This is a genomic window from Veillonella parvula (assembly GCF_032575955.1).
Taxonomy (GTDB): domain Bacteria; phylum Bacillota; class Negativicutes; order Veillonellales; family Veillonellaceae; genus Veillonella; species Veillonella parvula_J.
Map to the genome: position 1 here is coordinate 128,991 of NZ_JAWFXN010000001.1, position 17,308 is coordinate 146,298.

Here is a 17,308-nt window from a genome sequence, read left to right on the forward strand (position 1 = left end):
ACCTTGTTAGTATAGGTAAAACATCAATATATATGTTTTCGTTTGTTAAAAAGATCTCACTCTGATTTGGAGTGAGGTCTTTTTTTATGGAATCGTATACTACTTTGGTATATAATTAAATAATATTATTGTAAAGGAGACGCATTATGAAAGACGAGCGATTTATAGTTATATATAGAATAGAAGCGAGTACATATGAAGAAGCAAAATCAATTGCTTGGGCTGTTCAAGTGGAGCAAACCATAGAATTTCCTTATGAGTTTGTAACGGATCCATACATTAAAGAAACTATTACTGGTCGACTAGAATCTCTTGAACCTATAGTAGAAGACTCTCCTTATATCAATGTAGGTGTGATGCCAAATGCTGTAATTGACACCTCTCGTTACTATTTGGCTCGTATTTCATATCACGTAGATACCACGGCCTTAGAGGCTACACAATTTTTAAATGTTGTCTTTGGTAATTCTTCGTTACAGCCACATATTTGGGTAGTAGATATTGAACTATGTCCAACACTTTACGATGTGTTTAAGGGACCACGATTTGGCTTGCAAGGAATTCGTTGTTTAGTGGAAACCCCGACGCGTCCAATGATTCAAGCCGTTGTAAAGCCGATGGGAACACCAAACGGGGAATTGGCTCGCATGTGTGGAGCCTATACACGTGGTGGGGCAGATGTCATAAAGGATGATCATGGTATTTCTAATCAGTCCTTCTCTCAATATAAAGATCGTGTAAAACGATGTGCTTCTATGGTACAGGAAATGAACACTACACATGGGACACATACATTATATGCAGCAAATGTATCTGGTGATGGCACAGACGTATTGGAACGCGCTTATTTTGCCAAAGAGGCTGGTGCTACAGCTCTCATGGTGGCTTCAGGTCTCGTTGGTTTCGGTTGGTTACACAAATTAGCTACTGATGAAAAATTACGATTGCCTATTATTCATCATCCCGCTTATTCTGGTGGATTTGTGAGCCCTGGTGTATCTGGTGTAGCCGATTACTTACAACTAGGTTTATTACCTCGTATTTTTGGGGCTGATATGCCAATCTTCGTATCTTATGGTGGACGCTTTACTTTTACAGAGGAACAATGCAAGAGGATTTCCTCTTACATTAAACGACCAATGGGCTTGATGAAGGCGGCTTGCCCTGCACCAGGTGGTGGCGTTACAGATACTCGTCTTAATGAACTTGTTGAGCTGTACGGAAATGATACGATGTTCCTTGTTGGAGGCGATATGTTCCGCAGAGGGCCAGATATTGAGGCTAATATGTCGTATTTTGTAGAGCGTCTGACTAAATTATCTGAAAGAACGTAATAATAGCTTGAATTTAAATGAGTTAATACAATATTTAACTAAATAACTAAGCTATTGACTTTTACAGAAATAATAGATTTATGATTAAGTATATGGAGTGTTTTGATGAGTGAATCCTCACCGTTGGAGGTCCATGTCCTTGCCAGTGGTAGTAAGGGCAATTGTACAGTGATAAAAAAAGGGAACTCCGTCATATTGCATGATGTAGGCATCAGTTGTCGACGCATTGTCAATGGGTTAAAAGAATTACAAATTGATATGGCACAGGTAGAGGGTATATTTGTCAGTCATGAACATAGTGATCACATTGCGGGATTACAACAATTACTAAAACGATTTGATATTCCTGTGTATACGAAGCAAGGCACCTGGCGTGAAATCCAAGATAAGTTAATCGTGCCAAAGAATCGATTAATCGAGCTTACAAAGGGCAGTTTGACGTTGGGGAGTCTAATTGTGGAACCTTTTTCGGTAAGTCATGATGCGGCTGATCCAATTGGTATAAATGTGTTTGCTGGGAACGATAAGGCAACTATTGTCACTGATACAGGCGTGATTTCAGATGATATTTTACGAAGAATTGATGATACGACTCTGTTAGTGCTAGAGGCGAATTATGATCCTCATATGTTGCGATTCGGACCATATCAGCCGTTTTTGAAACAAAGGGTGGCTAGTGATGAAGGTCATTTGAGTAATGAAATGGCTGCGCAAGCACTACTCATGATGAAACGTCCTGATTTTATGCAAGTTATATTGGCCCATCGTTCTGAAAATAATAATAACTCTGTCCTTGTTACCCAAACTATTGGCAAAATGCTTGTGGATGGTGGTGTTCGTATTGGACCTGAAATGAAGTTACAACATGGTCAGCCTAATGAAATTGTGTCCATCCAATCTGTGAAGAGGTAAAAATGAGATTTTATGTAGTCTGTATCGGCAAATTGAAGGATGCTTATTTACGTGAGGGCGTAGCAGAGTTTGTGAAACGCATGCGCCCCTATGGTGGCATTACAATTACAGAGCTGAATGAAAGTAAAATTGGAGATAAGCCGAGTAATGCGGATCGCAAACAAGTCGTTGCAGAAGAAGGAGACCGTTTATTAAAAGCGGTCCCTAAAAATGCGTATACCGTATTACTTGACGTGTATGGCAAACCAATGTCCTCTGAAGAACTCGCTAAGACGGTATCTAAGCTTGAGGTGGATGGTGTTAGCGATATGGCTTTCATTATTGGTGGTGCCTTTGGGGTGAGTGATATATTACGTCAGGCTGTAAATTATAAATTATCTTTTAGCCCTATGACTTTTACTCATCAAATGGTTCGATTGCTACTTGTAGAACAAATTTATCGAGCATCAAAAATCAATCGTAATGAACCTTATCATTGGTAGAAGACGTAGACTTAAAAATTATTTGTATAATACTTTCAGAAAAAAGGAGTTTTATTATACTGTGGCGAATAGTATAATAAAGCAAGATGTATTTGTAAGGAGGAATTCACTATGAAAATCCAAGAAGTAATGAATAAATACCCTGTTACTGTTGGCAAAGATGCGCCGATTTCTGATGTAGCTGATTTATTGGTTAAATATAATTTAACAGCGGTGTCCGTAGTGGATGATGATAATAAGTTGTTAGGTATTATCTCTGAAGGTGATTTACTATATAAAAAAGTACGTCCTCATGTGCCTCATTATGTTAATGTATTAGGCGCTAGCATCTATTACAATGGCATTGGCGAATACAATGCTCAATTCAAAAAATTATTGGCATCTCACGTTCATGAGTTGATGACTGATGAAGTAATTACAACCACACCGGATAAAGATGTAGAAGAAATTGTATCTGTTATGCTTGATCAACATTTGAAAAATGTGCCAGTTGTAGATAAAGAGTATCGTTTGATCGGGATTTTGTCTCGTCGTGACATTATCAAATTGATTGCTAAAGATAACTAATTAGCATAATTATGTAAAATATGTAAAGACCACCCATTTTGGGGTGGTCTTTTAGTGTATATTGAGAAGAATTGCATTGACCTTGCATTTATGTTATTATTAGGAGTGCATAATATACTACAGAAATTTGGGCATATTGCCCTTCGAGGAGGACATATTTTAAATGAAAGCAACTGTAAATCCTGTTGATCAACACGTAGTAACGTTAACTATTGAAGTACCTGCAGCAGAAGTAGATAAGGGCATTAAACAAGCTGTAAAACGCATTGCAGGTCAAGTGAACATCCCTGGCTTCCGTAAAGGACATGCGCCTCGCCGTATTTTGGAAATGAACTTCGGCAAAGAAGCTATCTTGGAAGAAGCATTTGAAGTATTGGCTAGCCAAAACTATAGTGCTGCACTTCGTGAAAATGATATTGTGCCTGTATCTGAACCTGAAATCGAACGAGAACAATTCGAAGAAGGCAAAGATTTGATTTTCAAAGCTACTGTAACTAAACGCCCTGAAGTTAAACTTGGCGATTACAAAGGCTTAGAAGCAGAAAAACAAGATGCTACAGTATCTGATGAACAAATCGAAGAACAGTTGAACAATATTCGTGAACAACAAGCAAAAATGGTTGTTGCTGAAGAAGGCGCTACAATTCAAAAAGATGACTTCGCAGTAATCGACTTTGCTGGTTCCGTTGATGGTAAACCTTTTGATGGTGGTGAAGGTAAATCCTACCCATTACAAATCGGTTCTGGTAGCTTCATTCCTGGCTTCGAAGATCAATTAATTGGCGCTAAAGCTGGTGATGATGTAACTGTAAAAGTAACATTCCCTGAAGACTACTTCGTAGCAGAACTTGCTGGTAAAGAAGCAGAATTCAAAACTCATATCCATGATATTAAACGTAAAGAATTGCCTGAATTGAATGATGAATTTGCAAAAGAAGCAAGCTCTTACGAAACTATTGAAGAATTGAAAAAAGATCTTCGCACTAAAATGGAGGAAGAAGCTTCCCGTCGTGCAATCGATACTTACAATGCTGACTTGATTCAAACAGCTGTTAAAAATGCAACTGTAGAAATCCCAGAAGTAATGATTAAAGATCGCGTAGAACAAATGATTCAAGAATTGGCTATGAATATGGAAGGCCGTGGCTTGAAACTTGATGACTACTTGAAATTCTCCAATAAAACTATCGAAGATTTACGCTCTGAATACAAAGATTCCGCAGCTGAAAACGTACGCGCTGATTTAGTATTGGATGCTATTGCAACTGCTGAAGGTATCGAAGTAACTCCAGATGATATGAACCGTGAAATCTTCATTATGGCTCAAAACTTTGGGGCAGATCCTAAAGAAGTTTGGGATATTATTGCAAAAGAAGGTCGTGTAGCTATGTTGGCAGGCTCTGTAGCTCGCAAAAAAGCAGCTCGATTCATTATTGATAATGCAAAAGGCGCTGAAGCGGCTGAATAATAGTTTGCTCAACTAGGTACATGAAAAGGTGATTACATGTATGTACCAATCGTAGTTGAACAAGGTGAACGCGGAGAGCGTTCCTATGATATTTACTCTCGCTTGTTAAAGGATCGCATTATTTTCCTTGGTGGCCCCATCGATGATAATGTGGCAAATGCGGTTATTGCGCAAATGTTATTCCTGGAAGCAGAGGATCCTGATAAGGATATCCATTTGTACATCAATAGCCCTGGCGGTGTTGTAACTGCTGGCATGGCTATTTATGATACGATGCAATATATCAAACCAGATGTGTCTACTATTTGTGTAGGCTCTGCAGCGAGCATGGGTGCTGTGCTTTTAACAGCTGGCACTAAAGGTAAACGATATGCGTTGCCTCATGCGCGCATCATGATTCACCAACCATTAGGCGGTGTGCAAGGGCAAGCATCTGAAATTGAAATCCATGCCCGTGAGATTCTTCGCATGCGTGAAGAGTTAAATGGTATCTTAGCTTCTCGCAGTGGACAAGATATTGAAGTAGTAGCTCGCGATACAGATCGCGATAACTTCATGAGTGCTCAGGATGCCGTTGAATACGGCTTAATCGATGAGGTACTCACAAGAGAACCTGTAGAAAGCAAGTAATGGAGGCGCCCCTTGGCAAAAGATAAAGACACTATGCGCTGCAGTTTTTGTGGACGCACAAGCGAAGAAGTCCGCAAATTAGTGGCGGGGCCTAACGTGTATATTTGTGATGAATGCGTTGAAGTTTGTGAACGCATCATTGCAGATGAGTTGGGTGCGGTTGAGACGGACGACTTCAATTTAAAAGAATTGCCAACGCCTAGAGAAATTAAAGCTCATCTTGACGAATATGTCATTGGTCAAGATGATGCTAAAATCTCTTTAGCCGTGGCTGTATATAATCACTACAAACGTTTACAAACAGATAATGTAGTTGATGATGTAGAATTACAAAAGGCTAATGTTTTATTCATTGGTCCTACTGGTAGTGGTAAAACACTATTGGCTCAAACCTTAGCGAAAATGCTAGAAGTACCATTTGCTATTGCAGATGCTACAAGCTTAACTGAGGCTGGGTATGTAGGGGAAGATGTAGAAAACATCTTACTCAAAATTATCCAAGCTGCAGATTATGATATAGCTCGGGCTGAACGTGGCATTATCTATATCGATGAAATTGATAAGATTGCTCGTAAGTCTGAGAACCCTTCCATTACACGTGATGTGTCTGGTGAAGGCGTACAACAAGCATTGCTTAAAATCTTAGAAGGTACTGTCGCTTCTGTTCCCCCACAAGGTGGTAGGAAGCATCCTAATCAAGAAATGCTTCAAATTGACACTACGAATATTCTCTTTATTTGTGGTGGTGCATTTGATGGTATGGATAAGGTTATTACTAAGCGTACCGCTAAGAAAACACTTGGCTTTGGTGCAGATGTACAGCGTAAAGAAGAACGCAATGTATCGGCTATCTTAAAAGATGTTGTACCTGAAGATTTATTAAAATTTGGCTTGATTCCTGAGTTTATTGGACGTTTGCCAGTAATGGTGACATTAGATCAATTAGACAGAGATGCGTTAATTCAAATTTTGACAAAGCCTAAAAATGCATTAACAAAACAATATGAAAAAATTCTATCCCTTGATGGTGTAGAATTAACTTTCACTGAAGATGCATTAGAAGAAATCGCTGATGAAGCATTACAGCGAAAAACAGGTGCTCGTGGTTTGCGTGCTATCATTGAAAAGGTGATGAAACGCGTAATGTTTGAGGTTCCTTCCATGCCGGAAGTAACTAAGTGCATTGTGAATCGTGAATCCGTATTAAGCACAGGTGAACCTATACTCAAAAATGAGGCAGACCAAGACATCCAGTTGAAATCGTAATTCGAAGAAACTCATTTCTGTGTAGGAATGAGTTTCTTTTCATAATATATATACCTGGAGGAAGTATGAATTTACTCGAAGTTGGGATCCCTACCGTACCTCTCAGAGGCATGGTAGTATACCCGAATATCGTGATTCACCTCGATATCGGTCGAGACAAATCCATTAAGGCGGTGGAAGCCGCAATGAATGAGGACCGCATTTTAGCTGTCGTAACTCAAAAAGATGATGCTGTAGATGCGCCAACAGTTCATGATTTAGCCCAAATGGGTACATTAGTAAAAATTAAACAAATGTTGCGCTTACCAGGTGGTATAGTACGTGTTCTTGTAGAGGGCATCACTCGTATTCGTCTTATGAATATTACTAGCATGGACCCTTATTATATAGGAGACTATGAACGAGTGGCGTCTGAATTTGAAGACGATGTAGAGCTTGAAGCTTATCGTCGTTTGGTTCAAGCTAAATTTGGCGAATGGGCAGAAGAAGCTAAATCAGTTACTGATGAAGGTGTAACGCGCGTTATGGAATTACGCAATCCTTGTGAATTAGCTGACCAAGTTGCATTTCTATTGCCTATTAATAATTTGAAACGTCAAGAGTTACTTGAAGAATTATCTGTGGCTCGTCGTCTTAACATGATTGTAGGCATTTTAAATATGGAATTACAAATCTCTGATTTGGAAAATTCCATCAATAATCAAGTGCGTCAATCTATGGAAAAAGCGCAGAAGGAATATTTCTTGCGCGAAAAAATCCGCGTTATCCACGATGAGTTGGGTGATAAAGGGGATCCCGAGGAGGAGGCAGAAGAACTACGAGTTAAGTTAAAAGCACTTAATCTAAGTGAAGACGTACATACGCGTATTGATAAAGAAATTTCTCGTTACAGCCGCATGCCTCAATTGATGCCGGAAGCAACAATTTTGCGCAATTACCTAGATTGGGTATTGGCATTACCGTGGAACGAATTAACGGAAGACCGTTTAGATATTAAGGGCGCTCATGCTATGCTCGAGGCCGATCATTATGGCCTTGAAAAGGTTAAGAAACGCATTTTAGAATTTTTAGCGGTTCGTAAATTAACTGGTAAAAATAGTGGCTCTATTCTTTGTTTAGTAGGCCCACCAGGCGTTGGTAAAACCTCTTTGGCTACCTCTATTGCTAAAGCAATGAATCGTAAGTTTATCCGTGCATCCTTAGGTGGTGTTCGTGATGAAGCTGAAATTCGTGGACATCGACGTACTTATATTGGTGCTTTACCTGGTCGTATGATTCAGGGGTTAAAAAATGTAGGTACTAAGAATCCTGTATTTTTATTGGATGAAATTGATAAATTAGCATCTGATTATAAAGGTGATCCATCTTCAGCGTTATTAGAAGTATTGGATCCAGAACAAAATAGCACATTTAGTGATCACTTTATCGAAGTACCGTTCGACTTCTCTGAAGTTTTCTGGATTACTACGGCTAATGTAGCATCTAATATTCCTGGTCCATTGTTAGATCGTATGGAAATTATTGAGTTGTCCAGCTATATGGAAGAAGAAAAACTAGAAATTGCTAAGCGTTACTTAACACCTAAGCAAATTAAGAAAAATGGCCTTGAAGATTACAAGGTTAAATTATCTGATGCTGTGTTAAGAAAGGTAATTTCCGAATATACTCGCGAAGCAGGTGTTCGTACTTTAGAGAAAACAATTGCTAAGATTTGCCGTAAGATTGCTTTCAAAGTAGTTGAAGAAGGCGGAGACGCACCAAAAGTCACTACTAAGAATCTTCACGAATTCTTAGGCGCACCAATCTTTGTTGACCAAGAGCGAGAAAAGAAAGCACAAGTTGGCTATGTAAATGGATTAGCTTGGACATCTGTTGGTGGTGTAGTATTACCATGTGAAGCTACAACTATGAATGGTACCGGTAAATTGGCTTTAACTGGTAGTCTCGGCAAGGTTATGCAAGAGTCTGGTCAAGCGGCTATGAGTTATATTCGCCATAATGCAAAAGCTTTAAAGATTGAAGAAGATTTTTATAAAAAGCTTGATATTCACGTTCACTTGCCAGAAGGGGCAACCCCTAAAGATGGTCCTTCAGCAGGTATTACAATGACATTAGCTATGGTATCTATTTTGACTAACCGCAAGGTTCGTTCTGATATTGCCATGACTGGTGAAATCACATTGCGTGGCCGCGTATTACCAATAGGCGGCTTAAAAGAAAAATTATTAGCAGCCTTGTCCCATGGTATAAAAGAGGTATTGATTCCAAAAGGCAATGAAAAGGATATTGCAGAATTACCTGACATTGTGAAAGAAGGCCTCATCATTACGCCAGTTAAGACAATGGATGAAGTATTAGCAAAGGCACTTGTGTAATGCAAAAGAAGAAAAAATCCACTAAACCAATGGGCCCAAAACCACAATATACACGAAAAGAACCAAAGGGGCCTCGTATTATAGCTGCAAAATATAATACTTCCTGTGTGAAGGCGGATCAATATCCTGAAGGGGATACCGTAGAAATCGCCTTCCTTGGACGCTCTAATGTGGGCAAGTCTTCGTTGATTAATTCTTTATGTAACTATCGTGGGTTAGCCCTCGTTAGTGGTCAGCCAGGTAAGACTAAGACGATAAACTACTTTGATATTGAATCAAAAGAGGATATTTCTGAAACCGAGGAACGCAGATATAACTGGTTTCTCGTTGACCTTCCTGGTTATGGTTTTGCAAAGACAAATAAAGGAAACCGCAATCTGTGGTCTTCCTTTATTGCCGATTATATTTTACATTCTGAACGATTGATGTTGTTGTGTTTACTTATCGATGGTCGCCATCCTGAAATGGCCATTGATAAGGTGGCCTTTGAGTGGCTCGTCGAAGCCGGTGTTCCGTTACAAATTGTAGTGACCAAGGCCGATAAATTGACGGCTAAAGAAAAGTCTGCAAACTTGTCTATTATTAAAGAGCTATATCCAACGGCTACCCCGCCGATTTTGTACAGCTCTTTAAAGCATACTGGACGTGAGCTTTTACAACAACGAATCAATAAAATTTTGGTAGGAGATGAAGCATGAGTCAAACGAACGAATTAGAGATTATGGAACGCATTGCTCTAGATTTAGAGCGTGTCGAAGAGTCTCTTGCATCATCTTTTAATACCGGTGCAGAGGACTTCAATGCACTGATTCGACCGTTATCAGCAGCAGGTGGTAAGCGTTTGCGCGCTCAATTGTGTCTATTGATTGCTAATGCAGGTACATCTATAGAGCGTCAACGCATTAAAATTGCTGAGGCTGTTGAAATGCTTCATTTAGCAACACTTATCCATGACGATGTTTTAGATCAAGCTGAAATTCGCCGTGGGGAGGATACAATTCATATGCATAAAGGTAATAAGGTAGCTATCCTTAGTGGTGATTATTTATTTGCTAAAGCATTTAAAATCGTATCTGAAATGACGAATATGAAGTATCTTCAAGTATTCTCTCATATTATTACATGCCTCGTAGAAGGTGAGTTCATGCAAATGGAAGATGTATATCGCATCGATCAAGGCATAGAGCGTTATATGACAAAGACGCAAAAGAAAACAGCAGACTTTATGGAAGGCTGTATGGAGCTTGGTGGTCTCTTAGGAGATTGGCAAGAGGATGAAATCATAGAGTTGAAAAAATATGGTCATGCATTAGGCATGGCATTCCAAATTACAGACGATATTATGGATTATCGTGAAACAGCGGAAACAACAGGAAAGCCTGTAGGGAATGATCTTCGAGAGGGACTATTGACGTATCCGTTATTAAGCATCGTTAACGATGGTAATAAAGATAAATTGCTTGAAGATATTAAAGGCTTAAATAATGGTGGTAATGAGCAAGACATTATTGATTATGTTATTGCTGAAGGTGGAATTGATAATACATTAGCTGTAGCTGATAAATATTGTAAAGATGCTCTAGCGGCACTCGCTGCAGTGCGTGATTTCCCAGGGAAGGAATTCCTTGTGATGGCTGTAGAAAATCTGGCTGATAGAAAGGTATAATATGGAACCATTCGAACCAAAATCGGATTTCGAATATCCCATGCAAAAACCTTCTTTTGATAGTGTAGTTCGTCAAAAACGGCGTGAAGCAGAACAAAAGTCTGAGCAAGAACGATATAAGGTGGCAACTCAACACATTCCTGAGGATGTGGAAGATGAACCAGTTTATACGGCTATAGAGCAGAAGATGATGGATGAAGCAAGGGAATTGTCTCTTGTAGGACATCTTTCAGAGCTGCGAAAACGATTGATTATAATAGCTGTAGCGGTTATTGTGGGAACTTGTATTTCTTATTATTATGTAGACTTATTATTGGAAATACTCCTAAAACCGGCTGGCAAGCTCTATTATATGAGACCTACTGAAGCATTTTTTACATATATGAAGGTGTCTGTTGTAGGTGGCTTAGTCATAGCCGCTCCCATTATATTGCATCAGATTTGGCTATTTGTTAAGCCTGCACTAACTGTGCGAGAAAAGCAGCTATCTAACTGGATCTTACCAGTAGCAATTGGTCTATTCGGGATAGGTATTGTATTTTCTTATTTTCTCGTATTGCCTGCAGCGGTGAAGTTCTTTATGGGCTTTGCTACAGATGAATTACAACCGATGTTTTCTATTGGTCAGTATATGGACTTTGTATTATCCTTTGTACTGCCCTTTGGATTTATCTTTGAGTTGCCGTTGATCTTAATTATTTTGGGATATTTCAACTTAATCACATCACGCTTTTTAAAAACGAAGCGAAAGATATTTATTCTTATATCCTTTATCATAGGTGCTGTCATTTCACCTACACCAGATATGTTTTCTCAAACGATGATTGCATTACCTATGATATTGCTATATGAAACAAGCCTATTTGTATTGGCTAAAATTATGAAGCGCTAAGGAGTCTTTTAGGAGGAACGATGAAAACCTACGAAAATTTAACCACATATAATCCTGGTGAAATAGAAGGCAAATGGTATTCTTATTGGGAAAATCAAGGATACTTTCACGAAGAAGTAGACACGAATAAAGAGCCATTTAGTATCGTATTACCACCTCCTAATGTAACTGGTATGTTGCATATGGGGCATGCCCTTGATAACACATTACAAGACATCCTCATCCGTTTCAAACGCATGCAAGGCTACAATGTATTGTGGATGCCAGGTACAGACCACGCTGGTATTGCTACACAAATCAAAGTAGAAGAGATGCTTGCTAAAGAAGAAGGAAAATCTCGCTATGATTTGGGCCGTGAAAAATTCGTAGAGCGCGTGTGGGAATGGAAAAAAGAATATGGTGATACTATTGTAAAACAAATCCGTAGCCTTGGCGCATCCTGTGATTGGAACCGTGAGCGATTTACTTTGGATGAAGGGTATTACCATGCAGTGCGCGAAGTATTTGTAAGTCTTTATGAAAAAGGTTTGATCTATCGCGGTGAACGCATCATCAACTGGTGTCCTCGTTGTGCCACTGCGTTATCTGATGTTGAAGTTGAGCATGAAGATGAACATGGCCATTTATGGCATATTAAATATCCTGTAAAAGGTGAAGATAATCGTTTTGTTGTTGTTGCTACAACTCGTCCAGAAACAATGTTTGGTGACGTAGCAGTAGCAGTAAATCCTGATGATGATCGTTATAAAGATCTCATTGGTAAAACATTGATCTTGCCATTTGTTAATCGAGAAATTCCTGTAATTGCCGATGACTATGTAGATGCTAGCTTCGGTACAGGCTGTGTAAAAATTACACCTGCTCATGATCCTAATGACTTTGAAATGGGCCAACGTCATAATTTGGAATCCATCGTTGTTATGAACAATGATGCAACAATGAATGAAGGTGCTGGCAAATTTAATGGCTTACCTCGTGAAGAAGCGCGTAAACAAGTAGTAGCAGAACTTAAAGAATTAGGCCTACTTGAAAAAATTGATGATCATGACCATGCAGTAGGTCATTGCTCCCGTTGTAATACAATCATCGAACCAATGGTATCTAAACAATGGTTCGTAGATATGAAACCATTGGCAGAGCCCGCTCTTAAGGTTGTTAAAGACCACGAAGTAGAGTTCGTTCCTGAACGTTTTACAAAAACATATGTGAACTGGCTTGAAAATATCCGCGATTGGACGATTTCTCGTCAATTGTGGTGGGGCCATCGCATTCCTGCATGGTATTGTGATGACTGTGGTGAAACTATCGTTAGCCGTGAAGATATTACAGAATGTCCTCATTGCCACGGTCATGTTACACAAGATCCAGATGTTCTTGATACATGGTTTAGCTCTGGTTTATGGCCGTTTGCCACAATGGGTTGGCCTAAGCAAACTCCAGAACTTAAACAATGGTATCCAACAAGTGTGCTTGTAACTGGTTACGATATTATCTTCTTCTGGGTTGCTCGTATGATCTTTATGGCTCTTGAGTTTGAACATGAAATTCCATTTAAACATGTATTTATTCATGGTCTTGTTCGCGATAGCCAGGGCCGTAAAATGAGTAAATCTTTGGGCAATGGTATTAATCCGCTTGAAGTTATCGACCAATATGGTGCTGATGCATTGCGCTTTACTCTTGTAACTGGCAACACACCTGGTAACGATATGCGTTTCTATATGGAACGTGTTGAGGCTAACCGTAACTTTGCCAATAAGATTTGGAATGCATCAAAATTTGTATTGATGAACCTTACTAATTATGATGAAAGTTTCGTTCCAACAGCAGATGATTTGACATTAGCAGACCAATGGATTGTTCAAAAATACAATGAAACAGTACAAAGCGTAACATCTAATCTCGATAAATTCGAACTTGGTGAAGCGGCAAGTTCCGTATATGATTTCATTTGGAATACGTACTGCGATTGGTACATTGAATTAGCGAAACCTCGTTTGTATAGTGAAAGCGACGAACGTGATCGTCGTACAGTTCAATATTTACTTGTAACAATCTTACGTCATATGCTCGAATTATTACATCCATTCATGCCGTTCGTAACTGAACATATTTGGCAACATTTGCCACACGAAGGGGACAGCATCGTTGTTACTAAATGGCCTGAAGCATTGAAATTCGATAATCTTGAAGGGGCAGCACGTCAAATGGAAGTTATGATGGATGCTATCAAAGGTATTCGTAACATGCGTGCTGAAATGAATGTGCCTTTAGGTAAAAAAGCTGAGGTTATCGTAGCGCCAACAGATGAAGCATTAGCTAAAACTGTAGCAGAACATAGTGACTACTTCGTAACATTGGCTTGGGCTGAGAAAGTAACAATTCTTGGTACCGATGATCCAAAACCAGAAAATGCGACTGTAACCGTTGTCAATGGTATGGAAGTATATCTCTTACTTAAAGACTTGATTGACGGTGAAAAAGAAAGAGAGCGTATTGCAAAGGAAAAAATCCAAATGGAAAAAGAAATTTCTCGTTTGGAAGGTAAATTGTCTAACCAAGGCTTCTTAGCAAAAGCTCCTGAAGCTGTAGTAGCAAAAGAAAAAGAAAAGTTAGAAGAATATAAACAAAAACAACAAGCGTTATTGGAACGTGAAGCGTTCCTTGAAACCTTATAATAGGAGGTTTATATGACATATCAGGAGGCCTTAGCCTATTTGGAGCAGGCATCTTCATTTGGTATTAAACCTGGCCTTGAACGAATTACGGCTCTTATGGATGTGTTAGGGAATCCACAAGAAGATTATAAAATTGTTCATGTTACAGGTACAAATGGTAAGGGCTCGGTTACCTCATATATTTCCTACGCACTGTTTACAAGTGGATTACGGGTGGGGCGATTTACATCGCCTCACCTTCAATCCTATACGGAGCGTATTCAAATTAATGATGGAAATATAACAGAGGAAGCCTTTGGGACATTAATTAGTCGCGTAAAGGTTGCCGTAGATACTATTATTAACAATGGAATAGAAGCGCCAACACAATTTGAAATATTAACAGCTGCCGCATTTTTATTCTTTAAGGAGCAAGGTGTAGACTATGCCGTAGTAGAAGTTGGTTTAGGGGGCTTACTAGATTCTACTAATATCGTGACTCCAAAAGTATCTGTTATTACTAATGTAACAATAGATCATCAAGCATATTGTGGTGATACTGTCGAGGAAATTGCACGCCATAAAGCGGGGATTATTAAACCTAAGGTGCCTGTAGTGACAGCTGCACAAGATACACCTCTTAATATCATTGAGGACGTAGCTAAAAAACGACATGCCAAGCTTTATGTTTTTAATAAAGATTTTGGTATTGATAGCCGCAGCGCTGTAATGGGTGGTCAAATGATTACGGTTAGTTCTAACAATGCTGCACCTGCTATGTTGTTTACGACGATGGCTGGCATTCATCAATCTGTAAACCTCGCTTGTGCATTGATGGCCGTACGCCTGTTGATGAAAGAGGATACGAACATCAGTGAAGAAACAATGCGTGAAGGATTTGCCCGCACTACGTGGGCGGGGCGCTTTGAAGTTAAACGAGGCTTAGATCGTACCTTTATATTTGACGGTGCTCACAATGCGGCAGGGGCTGAGTCTTTTGCCATGACGTACAATGAACTATTTAAGGACACACCGAAAACGGTGGTAATGGCTATCCTTAAAGATAAAGACCAAGAGGCTATTATTCGTGAAGTGGTTAAATCTGGCGACACAGTCCTCGTTGTACCTGCACCAACAGATAGAACAGAGGTACCTGAGAGCTTGGTTGAAGTGATTCGCCGTACTGTGCCTAAGGTGACGGCTCAAACTGCAGAATCTGTTGAGGCTGCGTTAGCCTTAGCATACAAACATACAAAGAATGGTGATATCATTGCTGTATGTGGTTCTTTATATATTCTAGGGGATGCTCGTCAGTGGTTTTTCCATGAGATGAGTCATTGAGGTGAGATTATGGAGCTCTCACTCATTCCTAATCAGAAACGAATTACTTTTTATATTGAACGATTAATCTATGGTGTTGTCATTGCGATGCCACTTCAGCCAATGGTGGGAGATGTACTTCTCTGGTTGGCCATAGGTCTAGCATTATATGATTTAATTTCTAGTAAATCATTGAGTCTGCCGACCGGTTATCTATCTTGGACTGTTATGATCTTTGTTATCTGGACAGGTATATCGTCGTTAATGTCACCAAACTGGGATTGGTCTATTCAGAGTTGGTTCTACCAAATTGTGGCGGGTGGGGGCATGTACTATTTAGTTCGTACCTATATTCGAACACCTAAACAGTGGAACTATTTTCTTCGTGCCTTTTTAGGTACAGCCCTTCTTGTATGCATAATCGGGGCCTATCAGTATATATTTGTTCCTAATATACATATAAAAGAATGGGTTGATGCAGCACAATTTCCTAAATTGATGCGTCGAATGGCGTCTACATTGCAAAATCCTAACTTGTTAGGGGCTTATCTATTGATGGTATTAAGTGTATGTATTAGCTATATTCTTGTTTATATGAAAGAGAATCGTACTCGTGAAGTTGTTACAATGCTGATTATTGGTATTGTATTATTTTTAACGATGTTATTAACCTATTCGCGTGGTATTTGGATTAGTTTTGCGGCCATGATTCTGTATTGGGCTATTTTCGTAGAACGAAGACTATTCTTATCTTTGTTAGTGGTACCGCTAATTCTATACTTCTATGAAGGGGAAGTTGCTTCGCGACTTTGGTCTATATTCCAAGGTCATGATACGTCATCAGATCTTCGCTGGGCTCTATGGGACAGCACAATGTATATCGTACGAGAAAATCCAATCTTTGGTATAGGGTGGAATACATTCTACTTAGTTTATCCAGAGTATAACTATTACATTCAAGGTCCTAATGTGTTGATGTATCATGCCCATAATTTATATTTAAATATATTGGCTGAAACAGGTATTCCTGGCTTGCTATCATTCCTAGCAGTTATCGTCGGTCATGTTATTACATCTGTTCGTTTGAAAGGGGATATGTTCCGACAAGCTGCACAGATAGGTATAGGTGCTTTAGCTATCGGAGTCCTTTTTAGTGGATTGTCTGATTTTGAGCTCTATAGCCATCAAGTTACTATTGTTTTTTGGCAACTCCTTGGTTGGGTTGGGGCCTTTGTGAAAGTACAACTTTCCACAAAGAAACATATGTAAAAGGTACATTTTGTATAATCAGTAAGTTTTATGGTAGAGATATAATTTCATAGTATGGTATAATTTATATATACCTTAGCAGGGTAAGCTTAAGTATATTTAACCGGTTTTCTAATGTTAGGATAATTGAACATTATTGCTTGCATTTGAAAACCGGTTTTTTGTATATCTATATTTTTATAGGAGGTGTAGCAGTCAGTTTTGTATATATTATTTTTTTTATATTGATAAGGCTCTATATGTTGTATTGAGATAGTTCGATATGCATAAAAAACAACAATATATACTATTAAAATGATAATTCCTGTGAGTTATATCGGTGTGAATAAAACTTATGTGAAAATGTAAAAACCTATGCGTTTTAGTCATAATGCACAGTCGAAGTGTGATAAAAAATACATTTTAGTCATATAAGTTGACAATACATTGGATGTGGACTACGATGAAGTCGGTTTAAGGAACGTATTAGA

General features: G+C 39.0%; 14 protein-coding genes. All 14 read left to right on the forward strand.

Going from position 1 to position 17,308, the window contains the following annotated elements; translation table 11 throughout:
* The first annotated feature begins 146 nt into the window (after window positions 1-146).
* The 14 genes from E7L28_RS00570 to E7L28_RS00635 all read left to right on the forward strand — a co-directional run bounded on the left by E7L28_RS00570 (window position 147) and on the right by E7L28_RS00635 (window position 16,838).
* Entirely contained in the window at window positions 147-1,334 is a 1,188-nt protein-coding gene (locus tag E7L28_RS00570; RefSeq protein ID WP_205112520.1) for a RuBisCO large subunit C-terminal-like domain-containing protein, read from the forward strand.
* Between the two features lie 105 nt (window positions 1,335-1,439).
* On the forward strand, window positions 1,440-2,246 hold the full coding sequence (locus tag E7L28_RS00575; RefSeq protein WP_008714316.1) for an MBL fold metallo-hydrolase: 807 nt from the start codon (window positions 1,440-1,442) through the stop codon (window positions 2,244-2,246).
* Between the two features lie 2 nt (window positions 2,247-2,248).
* On the forward strand, window positions 2,249-2,728 hold the full coding sequence (rlmH, locus tag E7L28_RS00580) for a 23S rRNA (pseudouridine(1915)-N(3))-methyltransferase RlmH (protein WP_008714315.1): 480 nt from the start codon (window positions 2,249-2,251) through the stop codon (window positions 2,726-2,728).
* A gap of 111 nt (window positions 2,729-2,839) precedes the next feature.
* Window positions 2,840-3,295, forward strand: a complete 456-nt coding sequence (locus E7L28_RS00585; RefSeq protein ID WP_004696521.1) for a CBS domain-containing protein — start codon at window positions 2,840-2,842, stop codon at window positions 3,293-3,295.
* Between the two features lie 163 nt (window positions 3,296-3,458).
* Entirely contained in the window at window positions 3,459-4,763 is a 1,305-nt protein-coding gene (gene tig / locus E7L28_RS00590; protein ID WP_004698674.1) for a trigger factor, read from the forward strand.
* Between the two features lie 36 nt (window positions 4,764-4,799).
* Window positions 4,800-5,393: an ATP-dependent Clp endopeptidase proteolytic subunit ClpP gene (gene clpP / locus E7L28_RS00595; RefSeq protein ID WP_004696517.1), complete on the forward strand. Its 594-nt coding sequence runs from the start codon at window positions 4,800-4,802 to the stop codon at window positions 5,391-5,393.
* A gap of 12 nt (window positions 5,394-5,405) precedes the next feature.
* Entirely contained in the window at window positions 5,406-6,659 is a 1,254-nt protein-coding gene (gene clpX, locus E7L28_RS00600; protein ID WP_008601448.1) for an ATP-dependent protease ATP-binding subunit ClpX, read from the forward strand.
* A gap of 65 nt (window positions 6,660-6,724) precedes the next feature.
* On the forward strand, window positions 6,725-9,034 hold the full coding sequence (gene lon / locus E7L28_RS00605) for an endopeptidase La (protein ID WP_004696511.1): 2,310 nt from the start codon (window positions 6,725-6,727) through the stop codon (window positions 9,032-9,034).
* Window positions 9,034-9,732 carry a ribosome biogenesis GTP-binding protein YihA/YsxC gene (gene yihA, locus E7L28_RS00610; protein ID WP_316692127.1) on the forward strand — a complete coding sequence of 233 codons (699 nt, stop codon included), beginning with the start codon at window positions 9,034-9,036 and terminating at the stop codon, window positions 9,730-9,732. Before lon ends, yihA begins: the two co-directional genes overlap by 1 nt.
* Window positions 9,729-10,700 carry a polyprenyl synthetase family protein gene (locus E7L28_RS00615; RefSeq protein ID WP_316711383.1) on the forward strand — a complete coding sequence of 324 codons (972 nt, stop codon included), beginning with the start codon at window positions 9,729-9,731 and terminating at the stop codon, window positions 10,698-10,700. Before yihA ends, E7L28_RS00615 begins: the two co-directional genes overlap by 4 nt.
* Before the next feature lies 1 nt (window position 10,701).
* Window positions 10,702-11,592 carry a twin-arginine translocase subunit TatC gene (tatC, locus tag E7L28_RS00620; protein WP_012864607.1) on the forward strand — a complete coding sequence of 297 codons (891 nt, stop codon included), beginning with the start codon at window positions 10,702-10,704 and terminating at the stop codon, window positions 11,590-11,592.
* A 20-nt stretch (window positions 11,593-11,612) separates the two neighbouring features.
* The gene (locus E7L28_RS00625) at window positions 11,613-14,270 is read left to right on the forward strand and encodes a valine--tRNA ligase (protein ID WP_101928842.1); all 2,658 of its coding nucleotides are present in this window, start codon (window positions 11,613-11,615) and stop codon (window positions 14,268-14,270) included.
* Between the two features lie 12 nt (window positions 14,271-14,282).
* Window positions 14,283-15,590, forward strand: coding sequence for a bifunctional folylpolyglutamate synthase/dihydrofolate synthase (locus E7L28_RS00630; protein ID WP_101928843.1), 1,308 nt, complete (start codon window positions 14,283-14,285; stop codon window positions 15,588-15,590).
* Window positions 15,591-15,599: 9 nt separating this feature from the next.
* On the forward strand, window positions 15,600-16,838 hold the full coding sequence (locus E7L28_RS00635; RefSeq protein ID WP_101928844.1) for an O-antigen ligase family protein: 1,239 nt from the start codon (window positions 15,600-15,602) through the stop codon (window positions 16,836-16,838).
* Window positions 16,839-17,308 lie beyond the last annotated feature (470 nt).

Coding starts and splice junctions, on each gene's coding strand:
- E7L28_RS00615 (WP_316711383.1), top strand. CDS start 9,729: ATGAGTCAAACGAACGAATTAGAGATTATGGAACGCATTGCTCTAGAT.
- E7L28_RS00570 (WP_205112520.1), top strand. CDS start 147: ATGAAAGACGAGCGATTTATAGTTATATATAGAATAGAAGCGAGTACA.
- E7L28_RS00585 (WP_004696521.1), top strand. CDS start 2,840: ATGAAAATCCAAGAAGTAATGAATAAATACCCTGTTACTGTTGGCAAA.
- rlmH (WP_008714315.1), top strand. CDS start 2,249: ATGAGATTTTATGTAGTCTGTATCGGCAAATTGAAGGATGCTTATTTA.
- E7L28_RS00630 (WP_101928843.1), top strand. CDS start 14,283: ATGACATATCAGGAGGCCTTAGCCTATTTGGAGCAGGCATCTTCATTT.
- E7L28_RS00625 (WP_101928842.1), top strand. CDS start 11,613: ATGAAAACCTACGAAAATTTAACCACATATAATCCTGGTGAAATAGAA.
- tatC (WP_012864607.1), top strand. CDS start 10,702: ATGGAACCATTCGAACCAAAATCGGATTTCGAATATCCCATGCAAAAA.
- lon (WP_004696511.1), top strand. CDS start 6,725: ATGAATTTACTCGAAGTTGGGATCCCTACCGTACCTCTCAGAGGCATG.
- E7L28_RS00575 (WP_008714316.1), top strand. CDS start 1,440: ATGAGTGAATCCTCACCGTTGGAGGTCCATGTCCTTGCCAGTGGTAGT.
- tig (WP_004698674.1), top strand. CDS start 3,459: ATGAAAGCAACTGTAAATCCTGTTGATCAACACGTAGTAACGTTAACT.
- yihA (WP_316692127.1), top strand. CDS start 9,034: ATGCAAAAGAAGAAAAAATCCACTAAACCAATGGGCCCAAAACCACAA.
- E7L28_RS00635 (WP_101928844.1), top strand. CDS start 15,600: ATGGAGCTCTCACTCATTCCTAATCAGAAACGAATTACTTTTTATATT.
- clpP (WP_004696517.1), top strand. CDS start 4,800: ATGTATGTACCAATCGTAGTTGAACAAGGTGAACGCGGAGAGCGTTCC.